Here is a 15,918-nt window from a genome sequence, read left to right as displayed (position 1 = left end):
GCGAAATCAGGAGAGAATGTGATGCGGGGACTGGCTGGCAAGACGGGGATCGTCGCTGGAGGCGGGCGCGGTATCGGCGCTGCGACCGCGCGGCGTCTCGCCGCCGAGGGCGCTGCCGTCGTGATCGGCGATATCGTCGAGGAATGGGCCATCGAAACCGCGCGCGCCATTCGCGAGGAGGGAGGCAAGACAATCGGCGTGCGTCTGGACGGGACCAGTGCTGTGTCGCAGGCTGATATCGTCGGCGCGGCGCTGTCCGAGTTCGGTGGGCTCGATTTCTACCATTCCAATCTTGCGGGCGGGACCGAGGGTGACATCGACATCCTCAACTGCAGTGAGGAAGTGCTCGACCGCTCCTTCGCGATCAACGCCAAGAGCCATTTCCTGGCGACGCAGGCCGCCTTGCCGGTACTGCTGGAGCGCGGCGGCGGGACGATGATCTATACCTCGTCGGGCGCCGCGATCTCGGGCAATCCGCTGCAGGTCGCCTATCCGATGACGAAGAACGCGCTTCATGCACTGGTCCGGCACGTTGCGCGAAAGTTCGGCAAACAGGGCATTCGCGCCAACGGGATCTGCCCGGGCGTCGTGATGACGGAAGCCGTGGCGCAGCATCTCACCGACGAATACGTGTCCTCGATGCTGGAGGCGATCCCGCATCGCCGGCTCGGCCAGCCGGGCGACATAGCCGGGGCGGTAGCATTCCTGGCGTCTGACGACGGCGAGTGGGTCAACGGCCAGCTTTGGCATGTGAATGGAGGGTCGCTGCTGCGCGACTGATGTCGTCCGGTGGTTTGGGGATTTGCATGGCAGCGGAGTTGCTTAGGATTCGACGAGCCCGACCATTGCTGGCAATAGAAGGCGCGCAACAGGCAGCAGCTGGAAGGGATCAGAGCAAGGGCATGGACGATCTGTCGGATTTCGACGAGACGGACCTGAAGATTGTCGAGCAGTTGCGGCGCAATGGGCGCGCTACCCACCAGCAAATCGCGAAGGCGCTCAATCTTGTGCCTACGACGGTTTCAGCGCGCATCCGCCGCATGGAGGAATCGGGCACCCTGCGGGTCGTGGCCGTCTCCGATTTCGCGGTCCACGGCTATCATGTCCTCATCCATATCGGCGTTGAGGTGAGCGGCAGGTCTCCGGCCGATGTGGCCGAAGACCTGGCGCAATTCCAGGAAGTCTTCGCTGCCTACCTCGTCACCGGCCGATATGAAGTGAGCATTCTCCTCGCATTGCCGAACATCGAAGATCTGTCGCAGTTCATTGCGAAGAAGTTCTCCAAGGTGGAGGGCATCCGTTCGATCACCCAGTCGATTGGCCTGGATATCATCAAGTACGGGCTCGACGGCAGGGAGGGCGCGCAGTGAGCTGGCCGGACCTGGACGATCTGGATCACCAGATCATCGCCATCCTTTCGCAGGACGCACGCGTTTCCAATCGCAAGATCGCGACGGATCTGGGTGTTAACGAGGGAACGATACGCGGGCGCCTCAAGCGATTGCAGCAGGACGGCCTGATTGCCTTCACCGCACTGACCAGCCGCCGCCTCGATCGCGGCAGCAACATGGCTTTCGTCGCCGTTCAGGCCGACATGCAGCACTTCCGCCAGATCGCGCGCGAACTGAAGCGTATTCCGACGATCCACTCGATCATGACGATGTTGGGTCCCTTCAACATCATGACGACCTGCGTGTACCGCGAGATCGAGGACCTGCATGCCGTCACGGTTGCGCAAATTCTTGCCGTGAAGGGCGTCTATCACGTGGAGACCTCCATCGCGGTGAAGACGGTCAAGTTCACAAACGGTGTTGTCAGCGTGAGCGCCGCGAACAGCGGCTGAGGCGTAATCCAGGGATAATTCGGGACTCAGGCTCGCCTCGCGATCGATCGGGATCGCGGGGCCAAAGCCCCTTGCGCAATTCCTGCAATCATTAATGCGGATATTATGACATATAAAAATACGCAAATTGAAGCTTGATACGCAACTAATATCGATATAGCGTGAAAATGATTAAGGCATTATGCCGCATTATGGCGAGAGTCTCCTGCGACGCACTATCGGGTCTCAAGACCTACTACAGGCGTTGGGTGGTGGGGCCGCATGGCCCGAGAAAGCCGGGGGCAAGATCGCCGAGAGGATCGTGAAGGCATTCAGCAATGGAATTTGCATTTTCAGACGAACAGCAGATGATCGCGGAGACGGCGAGGGCTTTCTTCACGCAAAACGCCACCAGCACACGGACCCGCGCGGCGATGGCGGGGGACGGCATCGACCGCGATCTATGGCGCTACTTCTGTCAGGATCTGGGCTTCGCCGGGATCGCCATTGGCGAAGACCTTGGCGGGGCGGGGCTCGGGCTTGTTGAGCTTGCCATCATCGCCGAAGCAGCCGGAGCGCAAGTGGCGGCCTTGCCGATGCTGGGGAGCCTGCTGCAGGTAGCTCCGGCAATTGCCGCTGGCGGTAGCGATGCGCAGCAGGCTGAGTGGCTTCCTGCGCTTCTTTCTGGAGAGAACATCGCCGCCTATGTCGAGGTCTCGAACCTTCGCGTAGAAGGGCAGTTGCTGACCGGGACCTCGCGTTTCGTCACGCACGGCACGGCGGCAGGCTTGCTTTTGGTGACGAATGGCGAAGGCGCCTGGCTGGTTCGCGCAGATACACCCGGCGTCACGGTGACCGCCCAGACCAGTCTCGACCAGACCCGTCCTTTCGCCCGCGTCGAACTGGATCAGGTCGCGGCGGAAGCGCTCGCCGATCCTGCTGGGGGGCTCGCCTGCGCTTATCGCACTGCGCTCGTCGGTATTGCCGCCGAGGCCCTGGGCGGGGCGCAGTCATGCCTCGACAGAACAGTCGACTATTCGAAGGAGCGTATCCAGTTCGGCCGCCCTATCGGTTCGTTTCAAGCCTACAAGCATCGCCTTGCGGACATGATGATCGAGATCGAGCAGGCCCGGTCGGCAGTATATTGGGCGGCCTGCGCGCTGGACGAGGAGGCCCCGGATGCACCGCTCGCACTGCACGCGGCCAAGTCCTTTGCGACCGATACCTATTTCCGCTGCGCCGGGGACATGATCCAGCTTCACGGCGGTATCGGTTTTACCTGGGAGCATGATGCGCACCTGTTCTTCAAGCGCGCCCGCTCGCTTCAGACCATGCTCGGAAACGGCGATTGGCACCGCGAAAGAATTGCCTCGATGATCTTGGGAGAAGCGGCATGAAGCTGGGATTTTCGCGCGAAGACGAGCTTTTCCGCCAGGAATGCGCTGACTGGCTCAATGGCCAGATGGCCGGTGAGTTTCGCGACATCAAGGGCGTCACCAAGCTGACCGGCAGTCCGCAGCGGCGCAAGGATTGGGAGCAGCAGCTTGCCGCCCACCGCTGGTCGTGCATCGGCTGGCCGGAGCAATGGGGTGGTCGCAACGCCACCTTGTCGCAGCAGGTGATCTTTGCCGAGGAATATGCGCGTGCGGGCGTACCCGGCCGGGTCAATCACATCGGCATCGAACTTGCCGGGCCGACGATCCTGACCTTCGGCACCGAGGAACAGAAGCAACGCTTCCTTCCGGACATCGCCGCGGGCAAGACGATCTTCTGTCAGGGGTTCTCGGAGCCCAATGCCGGCTCCGATCTCGCCGGAGTGCGCACAAAGGCGCGGCTCGAGGACGGCGAATGGGTCGTCAACGGCCAGAAGATCTGGACCAGCCTAGCCCACATTTCCGACTGGATCTTCGTCGTCACGCGGACCGAGGAAGGGTCGCAAGGACCCAAGGGCCTCAGCTTCCTGATGATGCCGATCGATCAGCCGGGCATCGAGATCCGGGGTATCCGCCAGATCAATGGCGATGCCGAATTCAACGAGACCTTCTTCACCGATGCGCGCTGCCCGGCCGATAGCCTGATCGGCGCCGTTGGCGATGGCTGGAAGATCGCGATGGGCCTGCTCGCCTTCGAGCGCGGCGTCTCCACCCTCGGGCAGCAGATGGGCTTTCGCAATGAACTGGACGAGATCATTGCCGCGGCCAAGGCCAACGGCGCGGCGCAGGACCCGTTGATCCGCCAGCGCATTGCCCGGGCGGAAATCGGGCTACGCCTGATGCGCTACGGGGCTTTGCGCATGCTATCGCAGACAGACAATTCACGCATGGACGGCGCGGCGCTGACCTACAAGATCCAGTGGGCGACCTGGCGACGCAGTCTGGGGGAACTGGCCATGGACGTGCTGGGCCAGGAGGGCGAGATCAGCCCCTATTCGGAATACGAATGGGATACACTGCCCAATCTCTTCCTGTTCTCCCGCGCGGATACGATTTACGGCGGCACCAACCAGATCCAGCGCAATCTCATCGCGGAGCGGGGCCTTGGCCTGCCGCGCGAGCCGCGCTGGACGTCGTAACGGCAGATGGACCAGGAAGAAGACGCCTTCGAACGGCTCAAGGGCATCGCTCCGCGGGGGCACCATGCCTTGCTTGGCATCTTCAATGTCGATGACGGGCCGGACTGGGCCGAGCTCGCCTGCCCCTTCTCGCCGGACTTCCTGATGGACGCAGGGGCAGGGCTCGTCTCGTCCGGGCCGGTCGTTTCGCTGATCGATGCTGCCGCTGGAGCCGCCATCATTGCTCGGACACGGCAATGGCGGGCAATGGCAACGCTCGACCTGCGCGTGGATTACCTGCGTTCGGCCAGCGCGGGGCGCACGCTTTATGCGCGTGCGACCTGCTACCACGTGACGCGCAAGGTCGCTTTCACCCGTTGCAATGTCCACGAGGGCGAAGGCGCCGATCCGCTTGCCTTTGCGACTGCCAGCTTTTTCTTCACGGGTGCCTCATGATCTCCGCCACGCCTTATGCGCAGTTGCTTGGCATTGGCGACTGGATGGACAGCGACGGAAGCACGGGGTTGGTCCTGAGGGCATCTTCCCAGCTAGAAGGTCGTGAGGGATTCCTTTATGGCGGGGTCATCGCCAGTCTGCTTGAACTGGCCTGTCTCGAGGCCGTGTCGCGCGAACTCGACGATCCGGGGCGGCGACCCAAGCCGATCAACATGACCTATGACTTTCTGCGCGGCGGGCGGATGGTAGACTGCTATGCCAAGGCGCGCGTCGTGCGCATCGGCAAACGCGTCGTGAATGCCGATGCCACCTGCTGGCAATCCGATGCGCAGGTACCAATCGCCACGGGACGGATGCACCTGCTGCTCGCCTGACCGGTCCGCGTTGAAATTCTGTCAGTCTTTGGCCGTTTCAACGAAGCGTTTCCGGTAGGCATCGAAAGCGCGCCGCACGTCTTCCTCGTCGAGGCCGAACCGGGCCAGAGAGTAGTCATGCATCGGGCGTTGCTCGCGCTTGTTGCCGGCCATGAATTCGCTGAGCGCTGCGTCCATTGTTGCGTCGATCGGGACGCCGATCCTCTCGAGTACGCGGTGTGCCTGTTCGAGAGGCTGGCGCACTACCAGGCGATAGTCGATGTCGATGAAGCGCTCTTCGCCGATCCGCGCGCGCGCCTGTTCGAAACGCCGCATCCATTCGACGAGCCGGGGAAACCAGAAGGCGCCGACTTCCTTATCGGTGAGCGTGCTGGAAAGCTTGTAGAGCGCGGCCTCCATGCTGACATAGCTGGGTACGATGTCCACGGGATCGCGATGGGTCATGACCAGCAAGGCATCGGGAAAGGCGTTTGCGGCCAGTTCGGCGTAAGGCAGATTGGATGGACTCTTGAGGATCCACTTCGCGCCGCGTCGTTCGGGTGCTTGCCATTGCAGGTACTTGAGGATCGTCTTGAGGTCCTCGTGCCCGCGCGACTGGTCGTAGTTGTCCAGCCAGTTCGAGAAGGAGGGTACGAAGCTCATGCCCTCGATCATGGTCGAGACGAACATCTGGCCGAGGATCAGGATCTCCTCGTCCGGTGCGTCGGGTTCCAGTGGATGGATCGAGGCGAGTTCGGGTGCCGCCTCGAGCCAGCCATCGATCATCGCCTGGGCATAGGCACGGCGCTCGTGCGGTTGTCCGCGTTTCTCGCCCGGGAAGGGTGCGAAGTTCTGCGCTTCGAACCAGCGGATTGCCGTCATGCCCGGCGCGCTGGCGAGCAGGCGTTGGAAGATCGTGCTGCCCGTGCGCGGAAGCCCAAGTATGATGGCCGCGACTTCGACCGTCTCCCCGAGGATTTCCGGATGGCGTTTGATGTCCTCAACCATGCGCAGGCGGCTGGCAAGGCCCTTGACGATGACTTCTGTCTGCGCGGCAATCCCCGCGGCGGTCAGACGTGCCTCGGTATTGGCCGCCGCGATATAGCGGTCCATGGGTTCGATGAACCACGTGTCGCCGAAATCGGACAGACCGGTCCGTTCGCGGGCGGCGGCAAGCAAGGAGTCCCTTTCCAAACAGGGGGTTTGTGCGGGAGATTGCTCAAGCCGTTCGATTGCCTTTGTCATTGTTCTGAACTCTCCCGTAAGGCCAGCAATGCTGGCGCATCACGCTCTGCCATCGTGGTGGCAGGGCATGCTCTCACGCAGCGTGATGGCAGATGCCCGCATTGAAGGTCAACATGAAATGCGCTTATAAAATACGCATTATTTGTGCAAATAGAAGATATATGCATTATATGCGAAATGATTACAGGGAGTTTATCTGAAAGGAAGTGTTCGTCAATTCGGTGCTGCGGCCAAGGAGAAACAGGCAATGAACCCGCAAGACCTGCTCGCACGGATCGAGCTGCATGATCTCGTCATGCGCTATTGTCGCGGTTGTGACAGGCGCGATTTCGCCCTAGTTCGATCGCTGTACCATGACGATGCAACCGACGATCATGGTTCCATGTTTCGTGGCCCCCCCGATGCCTTCGTTGCGTGGTTGCCGCAGGCCATGGCGCCTTGGGAACTGACGATCCATACCATCGGCAACAGCCTCTTCGCGATCGATGGCGAACGCGCCGAGGGAGAGCATCATGTTCGGGCGTACCATCGCACGTTTCCTCCCGAGCGCCGTGAGCTGATCGTTCATGGCCGCTATCTCGACCGCTACGAACGTCGTGACGGAATCTGGAAGTTCGCGCACCGCTCGCTCGTATTCGACCACGGGGAAGTGCGTGCGGTCGATGAAGAAGGCATGGCGCTGCTCGGCACAGAAGCGGCACACGGCACTTGCGGTCGCGACGATCCCTCGTGGGGTTACGAACTGCTCTCGCGTTGCGGTGACTGAGCGGCCAATCGCGCGCCAAGCCTCTCCTGCAGGAAGGCGATGAGCCCCCGCAAGGCCGGACTGGGTGGGGCCTTGGCCCGGTGTACCAACCAGAGGGGATAATCGTCCTTGGGATCGGGCTCTTCGAGACGTTCCAGTGACGGTTCCGCGTCGGCGGCAAAGCACCACAACTTCGCGGAACCGAAGCCGGAAAGGACGGCTTGTTTCATCTGCGGCCAGGAATTGAATGTCATGAGGCCCCGGGCCTCTGCCTCGACGCCCGAAGGGTTCGCGGCGATCCATTGGCCCGGGAGCAGGGCATCGACTTCATGACCCCAGCCCAACGCCTGCAGGCGCTTGCCGCCGCGCAGGGCATAGCGCGCCTGAGAGAGCGTAGCGATTTCCACGCCGGCAACGCGGCGGGGAGGCTTGCGAAGGATTGCAAGGCCGAGGTCCGCCCGGCGATGGGTCACCGCATCGACCGGGTCCAGTTCTCCCAGCACTTCGATCGCGATCCCGGGCATTTCCTCACCGAAGGCGAGGAGGTCGGGCACGAATTCCGAGACGATTCCCGCGCTTCCGGCGATGCGGACCAATCCGCCGTTCTGCGCTTCCGGGCAGAGCCTTTCTCGCATGGCATCGACTTCGGCCTCGATCCGCCCCGCTGCTTCGAGCAGATATGCCCCTTGCGGCGTGGGTTCGGGGCCTGTGGGAGTGTATCGAAACAGAGGCACGCCAAGCGTTTCCTCAAGCGCCTCGATGCGCCTGCCGACAGTCGTGCGATTGACGCCCAAACGCCGTCCGGCTGCCGTGTAGGAACCGGCCCGTACCGCCGCGAGATAATAGCGTAGATCGTCCCAATGCATGATCCGTGCATAATTGCACAAGAGGTGTGCATCGCAAAGACACTTCGCATTCGGGGTCTGTTTCCGGTAAACGGTTCTCAAATGCGCCGCACAAGCACGGCGCTGCTACAGGAGTTGATGCAGATGGCTACCACCAGCGAGTACGGCCTCGGCGAGTTCGCTTTTGCACGGGGCTGGTTCATGATCGGCGAGGCGCAGGAGGCGACGAAGATCCCGGCCCCGATTCGCTATTTCGGTAAGGACCTGGTCCTCTATCGCGGCGAGTCCGGCCAGCCCTACGTGGTGGACGCCTATTGTCCGCACATGGGCGCACACCTGGCCAGGAACACGACGAGCTACATCGTCCGCGATGGCGAACATGTTCAGGGCGAATCGATCCGCTGCCCGTTCCATGGCTGGGCTTTCGGTCCCGATGGCCAGTGCAAGCACATCCCCTACTCCGACTTCATCCCCAAGGCGGCCAAGCTGCGGACCTATCCGGTCGTGGAGAAGGCCGGAATCCTGTGGATGTGGCACGATCCCGAAGGACTTGAGCCGGACGTCGAACTTCCCGACTTCGGGGGGCATTACGGAGAATCGGGCTGGGTCGAATGGAAGATCGACTACATGGGCGATCTTGACGTCCACGGCATCGAGATCGTCGACAATATGGCCGATTTCGGACATTTCATCCCGATCCACGGCGCCAAGGACTGGCAGTACTTTGCCAACGAGTTCAAGGGACATGTCGTTCACCAGTACTACAGTGCAGGACACCGCACGCTGACCGCTGCAGACGAGGACCAGCTCGTGCTCGATACTTGGTACGAAGGGCCGGGCTTCCTCCAATCTGAAATGGCGGGCGCCTATGACAGTTTCATCATGATCGCGAATACGCCGATCGAGGATGGCAAGACGCGCTCGTGGCATGCCCTGATGGTCAAGGTGCATGACGGTTCGCGCGCGACGACCGAAGAGGACCGCGCGATCGCCTTCGAATACCAGGAAGGCAGCCGACTTGCCTTTGCGCAGGATGTCGAGATCTGGGCGAACAAACGCGCGTGCCTCAATCCGCTCGCCATCCCCAACGATGGGCCTTATGGCAAGGTGCGCAGCTGGTACAAGCAGTTCTACAATTCGCGCGACAAGGCAGCCGAGATCCAGAAGCGCGTTAACGGGCTGGTCGTTACGCTCGACAAGCGCCCCGGCAACAAGGCGGCCTGACGACCGGTCCTTACCGGGCAGGCGGTCACGACAACTAGCGACATTCGGGAGAAGAGACTTGGCAACATTTCCCAGCGGCTGCGCCCTGTTGTTCGGCGGCAGCGGCGGCATCGGCCGCGGTGTGGCCAGGACATTTGCCGATAGCGGCAGCGACATCGCGGTGGTCTATCGTTCGAAGCCGGATGTGGCCGAAGAAGTAGCGCATTACGCCAGGAGCAAGGGCGTGGCCGCCAGTGTCCATGCTGCCGACGTGACCGATCCCGAACAGGTGGCGGCCGCTGTCGAGGGAGCAGTTGCCGCACACGGCAGGATACACACCGTCGTATGGGGCGCCGGACCTCTGGTAAACCAGCGTTACCTGGCTGAGACGCCCATGGCCGAATGGCGCCACGCTTTCGACGTCGAGGTGCATGGCTTCTTCGCGGCGGCACGTTCGATCATCCCGCACATGCGTGAGCAGGGGGGCGGCAGTTTCGTGACACTCGGCTCTGCGGGGCATGACTGGTGGCCTGCGCGCGATGGCATGTCCGTTGCGGTCAAGGCGGCCAATGAGCAACTGGTCAAGGGCATCGCCAAGGAAGAAGGCAAGCACAATATCCGTGCCAATTCCGTTCTGGTCGGTGTCATCGATGCGGGCCAGTTGCATGAACTCACGAGGCAGGGGCAGTTCGACGAGGCTTGGGTTGCCGAGACTCACAAGCTGTTGTGCCTTGCGCGATGGGGGACCGCCGAGGAGATCGGCCATGCCTGTGTTTACTTCGCTTCGAACGAAGGAGCGTACACGACCGGGCAATCGATCTCGGTGTCCGGCGGTTTCGGCGTTTGATCGCGGGCTGATCCACCCGGTGATCGGGTGGATCTTTCATTCTCGGAAATGATGGCAGGGTTGCGGCCCGGTTCCGGTGGCGGGGCCGGGCCTTCTTGCTGTCCGGAGAGATCGGCATGGGAATTCCGGCCTGCATGAGCGTCATCGGAAGGGCATGGAACACAATCGGCCGAATGAACGCAATCGGACGCGAAATGACGCCTGATTCGTCATATGCGTTATAAAGAGAGTCAATTTATACGAACTATGATAAGGATTCGTCGATATCGCCCCGAAACAAGGGTATGAAAAGGGAGATCTTCTACGCCATGAAATCCACAATGCTCGCCGGTACCGCCGGCCTGGTCTTGATGACATTTTCGGGCAGCGCAGTTGCGCAGGAAAATGATTCTGCACAGGACGTCGCCAACCAGCCTGCAGGTGGGCTCAACACGATCGTTGTTACCGCACGCCGCTCGGCAGAGACCTTGCAGGACGTGCCCGTGGCCGTGACTGCACTCAGCGGCGATTTCATCGATCGCCAGAACATCTCGGAGCCCACCGACGTCCCCCAATTCGCGCCGAACCTGACGGTCGAGCAGCAGCCTTCAAGCCTTTCGGCTGCGACGATCTATATCCGCGGGATCGGTAATCAGGAGCCGTCAGCGGTCTCTGAACAGGGCGTGGGTATCTATCTCGATGGCGTCTATCTTGCGCGCTCCGCGGGTGCGGTGTTCGACCTGATCGATCTTGAACGTATCGAGGTTCTGCGCGGACCGCAGGGAACCCTGTTCGGTCGCAATACGATCGGCGGTGCATTGCAGTTCATTTCGAAGAAGCCGGCCGATTCCATGGGCGTGACAGCCAAGGCGGGCTACGGTCGGTTCAACGAATGGTACGTGAAAGGTCGCCTCGATACCGGCTATATCGTTGGCGACTCGATCAAGGCTTCGATCTCGGCGCAGCACCGCGAAGGCGACGGTTACGTCAACAATACCCTGGTGAGCAGCGCGAAGGATCCCGGTGCGCTGAAAGCGAACTCGGTGGCCGTGGGGATCGAGGGCGACTTCGGCGATCTGACAATCAATTACAATTTCGATTGGGACAAGCGCGACGGTACGCCCGGCTTCTTCCAGATCGTTGCAACCACGCCGCTTTTTGCCGACTACTTCTCGCAGTCGGCCAGCTACGGAGGTGCGCCATTCCTTTCCAGTCCGGTGCGGCAGGGCACGGTGCAGCAGGCGGGGTTTATCGACCGGAGCGGCGACTACCGCTACACCAGCAAGACCAAGGTACAGGGGCACGCGCTGACGATCACCTATGATCCGATGCCCGAGCTGACGATCAAGTCGATTACCGGCTATCGCAAGTTCTTCCAGGACACGATCCTCAACCTGTCGGGCAATGGCGAACTGCTCGGACAGGTCGTTGATTTCAGCTCGCCGACGCTCGTCTCGGTCCAGCCGATCTCGCCCTACACCGGCAACAACGCGCCGCAAAAGCAGTGGCAGATCAGCCAGGAACTGCAGTTCCTCGGGAAATCCGGCGATTTCAGCTACCTGGTCGGCACCTACATCTTTCATGAGAAGGCATCCGAGTACAATCGCCAGGCGCTCACAATCGTCACGCCCGTGGCTGGCCTGCCGTTCCTGGGTTTCCCGCAGAGCGTTGCCGACGGCATCGCGGCGCTCAATCCGGGGCTTGAGACTGTCGGCGTCAACGCCGCGCCGGTTCAGGCATTCGGCGGCAAGTCTGATTCCATCGCGGTATTCGGGCAGCTGACCTGGAAGCCGGCCGCGCTCAACGATCGACTCGAAGTTACAGGCGGCCTGCGCTACACGGCAGACGACAAGCAGGTGTACCTTGCCGGCGACGTCAATCCGGTTCAGCGCGGCCGCGTGAGCTACGACAATGTCTCGTGGCTGGCCTCGCTGTCCTACGAAGTGTTCGATGACGTGATGGTCTACGGCCGCGTATCGACCGGTTATCGGTCGGGGGGCATCAATCCGCGCACGAATATCATCAATACTTTCGCGCCGGAGAAGGCCACGGCCTATGAAGTCGGCCTCAAGTCGGAAATGCTCAACCACCGGCTTCGCCTCAACCTTGCCGGCTATGTAACCGACTACAACGATCTGCAGGTGCAGCAGTTTGCAGCGGGCACGGGCGGTGCCACTTCGCTGATCGTCAATGCGGGCAAGGTGCGCCTGTCCGGCTTCGAGGCGGAATTGACGGCACTGCCGTTCACCGGGTTCCAGATCGACGCCTCGGTGGGTTACGTCAATACCAACTACAAGACCTTCCTGTTCCGTGACCCCGGCACAAACACGGTGATCGACGTCGCGGATCAGGCGCGTCCGCTCTATACGCCGAAGTGGAGCACGCATATCGGTGCCGAGTACTCGGTTCCGGTGGGCGATGCGCTGGTGCGGCTGCGGGGCGACTATTCTTACCGGGGCAAGTTCTACTTCAACGCGCTCGACAATACCGCGCCGTTCAATGAACAGATCGTCTCGCCTTCCAGCGACAAGGTGAAGGCACGCCTGTCGGTCGAAGACATCAAGCTGGGTGCGGGCAAGCTGGATCTGGGCATCTGGGGAGACAACCTGCTGAACCAGAAGCGCCTCGCCTCTGCGATCGATTTCGGTGCGCTCGGCTTTGCCGGGGCCATGTTCCAGAAGCCGATTTCCTATGGCGTGGATGCGCGCATCACTTTCTGACTTGGCGCAAGGGCGAGGCAAGGATCGAGGTCTTCGCCCCGCTCGCAGCGAATGCCCGTGAGAGCGAAAGCAATGAAAACAGCAGGGGGCGAAGGGCTCCCGGGAGAGGTCATGGACAGTGTTTTGACCGGCGGGCGCGGTGCCATCGCCTGGCGTGCGTTTCTTTGCCAGAATCTTGCAGTCGGCGCAGCCTTCGGCGGGTTCGGCATCGCGGTACTGCCGATGCAGGAACTTTTCGATGTGGGTCGGGGCCTTGCAACGCTTGGGCTTGCGCTGGCCGTGCTGGTGATGGGCGCAGCGGGGCCGCTCGTCGCGAACCTGATCGCCCGCTTCGGTCATCGCACCACCATCCTGTCGGGGATCGCGCTTTCGGGCATCGGGTATCTGCTGCTGGCGCTTGCGCCAACGCTCGGGCCGGACGGGATCTATCTCGTCTTGTTTGCCTATTGCCTGCCCATCGGCATCGGCCTCGTCATGTTCGGTCCGTTTGCGGCAAGCATGCTGGTGAGCGGCTGGTTCCAGCCCAACCCCGCGACAGCGCTGGGTTTCGTCAACATGCCGCTCCTGTTTGCCATACTTCCAGTTGCCGGGGCACCGATCATCGCCACCTATGGATTGGGCACGTTCTACCTTCTCCTGGCAGGACTGCATCTGCTGTTGCTGCCGATTGCCATGGGCGTCAGGGATCCCGCTGAGCATTCGTCCGGTCATGGTCGTGTGCGAGCAACCACCTCAATGCGCGGCATCCTGTCGCGCCCGGTCTTCTGGCTCATTGCAGCCGGTGGAGGGACCTTGAGCGCCATCGGTATCGTCGGTGTGTCTCATCTCGTCGCATTCGGCGTGGAGCGGGGCATCGCCGAAGAGCAGGCAGCGATGCTCCTGTCCGCGACCGGGGCTGCCAGCGTTGTCGGGTCGCTCGCGGTCGGGATGATGTGCGGATACCTGGGAGCGGCGCGAGCCCTGGCGCTGATCGGGCTGGTTACGGCTGCTGGCTGGGGTCTCCTGCTGGCAACGACGAACATCCCGGTGATGCTGACCGTGGTGCTGCTGGTCGGTGCCGGTGGAGCAGGGGTATTCCCTGCTGTGAATGTGCTGGCCGGGCAGGTCTTCGGTGTCGGCGCGCTGCATCGCGTAATCGGGCTCTATGGGCTCGCGAACCTGCCCTTCACCTTTCTTCTGCCGCCGCTTGCGGGTGTCCTGCATGACCGGGCAGGGGGCTATGGGCCGGTCGTCATGAGCCTGATCGCCAGCGCTGTTGTCGTCGCCCTGTTGTTTCTCGGCCTGTCGGGGATGCGCCGACGCGGCGGCGCTGCCGCGGAAATGGTCTGAGCGAAGGCGCGCGCATGACGGGTAGACTGCAAGGAAAGGCAGCGCTGATCACGGGCGCGGCAGACGGCATCGGCAGGGGGGCGGCACGCCGAATGGCGGCTGAAGGAGCCGGCGTACTCATCGTGGATTTCGACGAACGGCAGGGCGCGCAGGTGGCCGCCGAGCTTTGTGCGCAGGGTGCACAGGCTGCGTTCTTTCCCTGCGACGTCACCGATAAGGATCAGGTGAAGGCTGCCGTCGCCCGATGCGTCGATCAGTTTGGTGGCATCGATATCCTTGTCAACAACGCCTATCGGGGACGGGGCGCTTCGCGGATCGAAGGCAAGGACGACGCCGCCTTCGCTGACGCGATGTCCATGTGCCTCTATGCTGCCAAGTGGTCTATGGAGGCGGCGTTTGCGCACATGCGCGCCAGGGGCTGGGGCAGGATCATCAACGTGGCATCGCTCAACGGCGTCAACGCGCACATGGGTACGGCGGAGTACAATGCGGGCAAGGAGGCTCTTCGCGCCTATTCGCGCACTGCAGCCCGCGAGTGGGCGCGTCACGGTATTTGCGTGAACCTTGTCTGCCCGGCAGCGCGTTCTTCCTCCTTTCGCCACTTCGAACAGATGCAACCGCAGGCAGCTGCGGCGACGGAAGCAGCCAATCCCATGGGACGTATCGGCGATCCCGAAGCCGACGTCGGCGGAGTCATGCTGTTCCTGGCAAGCGAGGACGCACGCTACCTGACCGGGAACACCCTTTTCGTCGATGGCGGCGGCCATATCAACGGTGTCCCCTGGATGCCCGACCTTGGTCCTGAAAACTGAAGAAGGACAACGGCTTTCCGTCTCGTCCCCATTGACGCTATGTAACATCTTCAAGTTGGCCAGGCAGTCGCGATGCTACTGGCGATCAGGGGAGGTTATCTTGGCGGCACCCATCGTGAGGCGAGTGATCAAGTTTGCGGGATGGCTGGTCCTGGCATTGGCCGTTCTGCTCGCGGGCGTGATTGCTCTGAACTGGGACACGGTAAGGCGCACGGTCCTGGGCGGCTATCACACGCATGAAGTAGAGCCGCCTGACCTGCCTGCCGGATTGCAGGGATCGGCAGTGCTGGCCTTTTCCAAGACCAATGCCTTTCGCCATGAGGACGCCATTCCGGCGGCAAACCAACTCCTCAAGGATATTGCCAATGCGCGTGGCTGGGGCTTCTTTGCGACAGAGAACAGCGCCGTTTTCTCCCCGCAGATACTGTCGCGCTTCGATGCGGTGGTCTTCAACAATGTGAGCGGCGACAGTTTGAGCGAGGCGCAGGAGGCGGCCTTGCGCGCATTCATCGAGGGCGGCGGCGGTTTTGTCGGAATCCATGCAGCGGGTGACGGCTCGATCCCATGGGACTGGTATCGTGAGCGGGTGATCGGAGCCAAGTTTACAGGGCATCCCATGGATCCGCAGTTCCAGCTGGCACGGGTCGAGGTCGAAAGCGCTGACCATCCTTCCACGCGCGGCCTTCCACCCGCTTGGAATCGGACCGATGAGTGGTATTCCTTCGAGGCATCGCCGCGCGCAGCCGGAGTGCACATCCTGCTCGCACTCGATGAGGCGAGTTTCCCCAATCATAAGGCTTTCGGAAAGGATCTGGCGATGGGATCGGATCATCCGATCGCCTGGTGGCGATGCACCGGCAGTGGCCGGGTCTTCTACACGGCGATGGGGCACCAGGCTTCGGCTTACGGCGAACCGGAGATGGCCGCGATGCTGGCAGGAGCGCTTGACTGGACGATGGGCAAACAGCGGCCCGATTGCCCCGCCGCACGGTAATGCGGCGGGGGGGGGGG

Annotated in this window: 16 protein-coding genes; 14 read left to right on the top strand and 2 right to left on the bottom strand. The window is 61.9% G+C overall.

Going from position 1 to position 15,918, the window contains the following annotated elements; all coding sequences use genetic code 11:
- Positions 1-21: 21 nt before the first annotated feature.
- From SPHV1_RS02500 to SPHV1_RS02470, 7 genes are all read left to right on the top strand, one after another.
- Complete coding sequence (locus tag SPHV1_RS02500; RefSeq protein WP_082430743.1) at positions 22-780, top strand: SDR family NAD(P)-dependent oxidoreductase; 759 nt, start codon at positions 22-24, stop codon at positions 778-780.
- Between the two features lie 122 nt (positions 781-902).
- Entirely contained in the window at positions 903-1,370 is a 468-nt protein-coding gene (locus SPHV1_RS02495; RefSeq protein ID WP_054944515.1) for an Lrp/AsnC family transcriptional regulator, read from the top strand.
- Positions 1,367-1,843, top strand: a complete 477-nt coding sequence (locus SPHV1_RS02490; protein ID WP_079730602.1) for an Lrp/AsnC family transcriptional regulator — start codon at positions 1,367-1,369, stop codon at positions 1,841-1,843. The genes SPHV1_RS02495 and SPHV1_RS02490 overlap by 4 nt, the downstream gene beginning before the upstream one ends.
- A gap of 317 nt (positions 1,844-2,160) precedes the next feature.
- The gene (locus SPHV1_RS02485; RefSeq protein ID WP_054944514.1) at positions 2,161-3,219 is read left to right on the top strand and encodes an acyl-CoA dehydrogenase family protein; all 1,059 of its coding nucleotides are present in this window, start codon (positions 2,161-2,163) and stop codon (positions 3,217-3,219) included.
- Positions 3,216-4,394 carry an acyl-CoA dehydrogenase family protein gene (locus SPHV1_RS02480; protein ID WP_054944513.1) on the top strand — a complete coding sequence of 393 codons (1,179 nt, stop codon included), beginning with the start codon at positions 3,216-3,218 and terminating at the stop codon, positions 4,392-4,394. Before SPHV1_RS02485 ends, SPHV1_RS02480 begins: the two co-directional genes overlap by 4 nt.
- Positions 4,395-4,400: 6 nt before the next feature.
- A complete protein-coding gene (locus tag SPHV1_RS02475) occupies positions 4,401-4,829 on the top strand; it encodes a PaaI family thioesterase (protein ID WP_054944512.1) in 429 nt (142 codons plus the stop codon).
- Complete coding sequence (locus SPHV1_RS02470) at positions 4,826-5,203, top strand: PaaI family thioesterase (RefSeq protein WP_054944511.1); 378 nt, start codon at positions 4,826-4,828, stop codon at positions 5,201-5,203. Before SPHV1_RS02475 ends, SPHV1_RS02470 begins: the two co-directional genes overlap by 4 nt.
- Positions 5,204-5,224: 21 nt before the next feature.
- Here the strand turns inward: SPHV1_RS02470 and SPHV1_RS02465 are convergent, their stop codons facing one another.
- Complete coding sequence (locus SPHV1_RS02465) at positions 5,225-6,361, bottom strand: sulfotransferase (RefSeq protein ID WP_231634422.1); 1,137 nt, start codon at positions 6,359-6,361, stop codon at positions 5,225-5,227.
- Positions 6,362-6,674: 313 nt separating this feature from the next.
- Between SPHV1_RS02465 and SPHV1_RS02460 the strand changes: the two genes are divergently transcribed.
- Positions 6,675-7,193, top strand: a complete 519-nt coding sequence (locus SPHV1_RS02460) for a nuclear transport factor 2 family protein (RefSeq protein ID WP_054944509.1) — start codon at positions 6,675-6,677, stop codon at positions 7,191-7,193.
- Here the strand turns inward: SPHV1_RS02460 and SPHV1_RS02455 are convergent.
- Positions 7,163-8,038, bottom strand: coding sequence for a LysR family transcriptional regulator (locus tag SPHV1_RS02455; protein ID WP_082430757.1), 876 nt, complete (start codon positions 8,036-8,038; stop codon positions 7,163-7,165). The two genes, SPHV1_RS02460 and SPHV1_RS02455, sit on opposite strands and share 31 nt — an antisense overlap.
- A 123-nt stretch (positions 8,039-8,161) precedes the next feature.
- Here SPHV1_RS02455 and SPHV1_RS02450 point away from each other — a divergent pair, with 123 nt between their 5' ends.
- From SPHV1_RS02450 to SPHV1_RS02425, 6 genes are all read left to right on the top strand, one after another.
- Entirely contained in the window at positions 8,162-9,241 is a 1,080-nt protein-coding gene (locus SPHV1_RS02450) for a Rieske 2Fe-2S domain-containing protein (RefSeq protein WP_054944569.1), read from the top strand.
- A gap of 58 nt (positions 9,242-9,299) precedes the next feature.
- Positions 9,300-10,067, top strand: a complete 768-nt coding sequence (locus SPHV1_RS02445; RefSeq protein ID WP_054944507.1) for an SDR family NAD(P)-dependent oxidoreductase — start codon at positions 9,300-9,302, stop codon at positions 10,065-10,067.
- A gap of 308 nt (positions 10,068-10,375) precedes the next feature.
- Entirely contained in the window at positions 10,376-12,766 is a 2,391-nt protein-coding gene (locus SPHV1_RS02440; RefSeq protein ID WP_231634420.1) for a TonB-dependent receptor, read from the top strand.
- 111 nt (positions 12,767-12,877) lie between these two features.
- Positions 12,878-14,095 (top strand): MFS transporter, encoded by a 1,218-nt coding sequence (locus SPHV1_RS02435; protein WP_082430753.1) that lies wholly within the window; start codon positions 12,878-12,880, stop codon positions 14,093-14,095.
- A gap of 14 nt (positions 14,096-14,109) precedes the next feature.
- Positions 14,110-14,907, top strand: a complete 798-nt coding sequence (locus SPHV1_RS02430) for an SDR family NAD(P)-dependent oxidoreductase (protein ID WP_054944505.1) — start codon at positions 14,110-14,112, stop codon at positions 14,905-14,907.
- Between the two features lie 100 nt (positions 14,908-15,007).
- Positions 15,008-15,901, top strand: coding sequence for a ThuA domain-containing protein (locus tag SPHV1_RS02425; protein ID WP_197277618.1), 894 nt, complete (start codon positions 15,008-15,010; stop codon positions 15,899-15,901).
- Positions 15,902-15,918: the final 17 nt, after the last annotated feature.

This window comes from Novosphingobium sp. KN65.2, from assembly GCF_001368935.1.
Taxonomy (GTDB): domain Bacteria; phylum Pseudomonadota; class Alphaproteobacteria; order Sphingomonadales; family Sphingomonadaceae; genus Novosphingobium; species Novosphingobium mathurense.
This window is presented reverse-complemented; position numbering and strand designations above follow the sequence as displayed.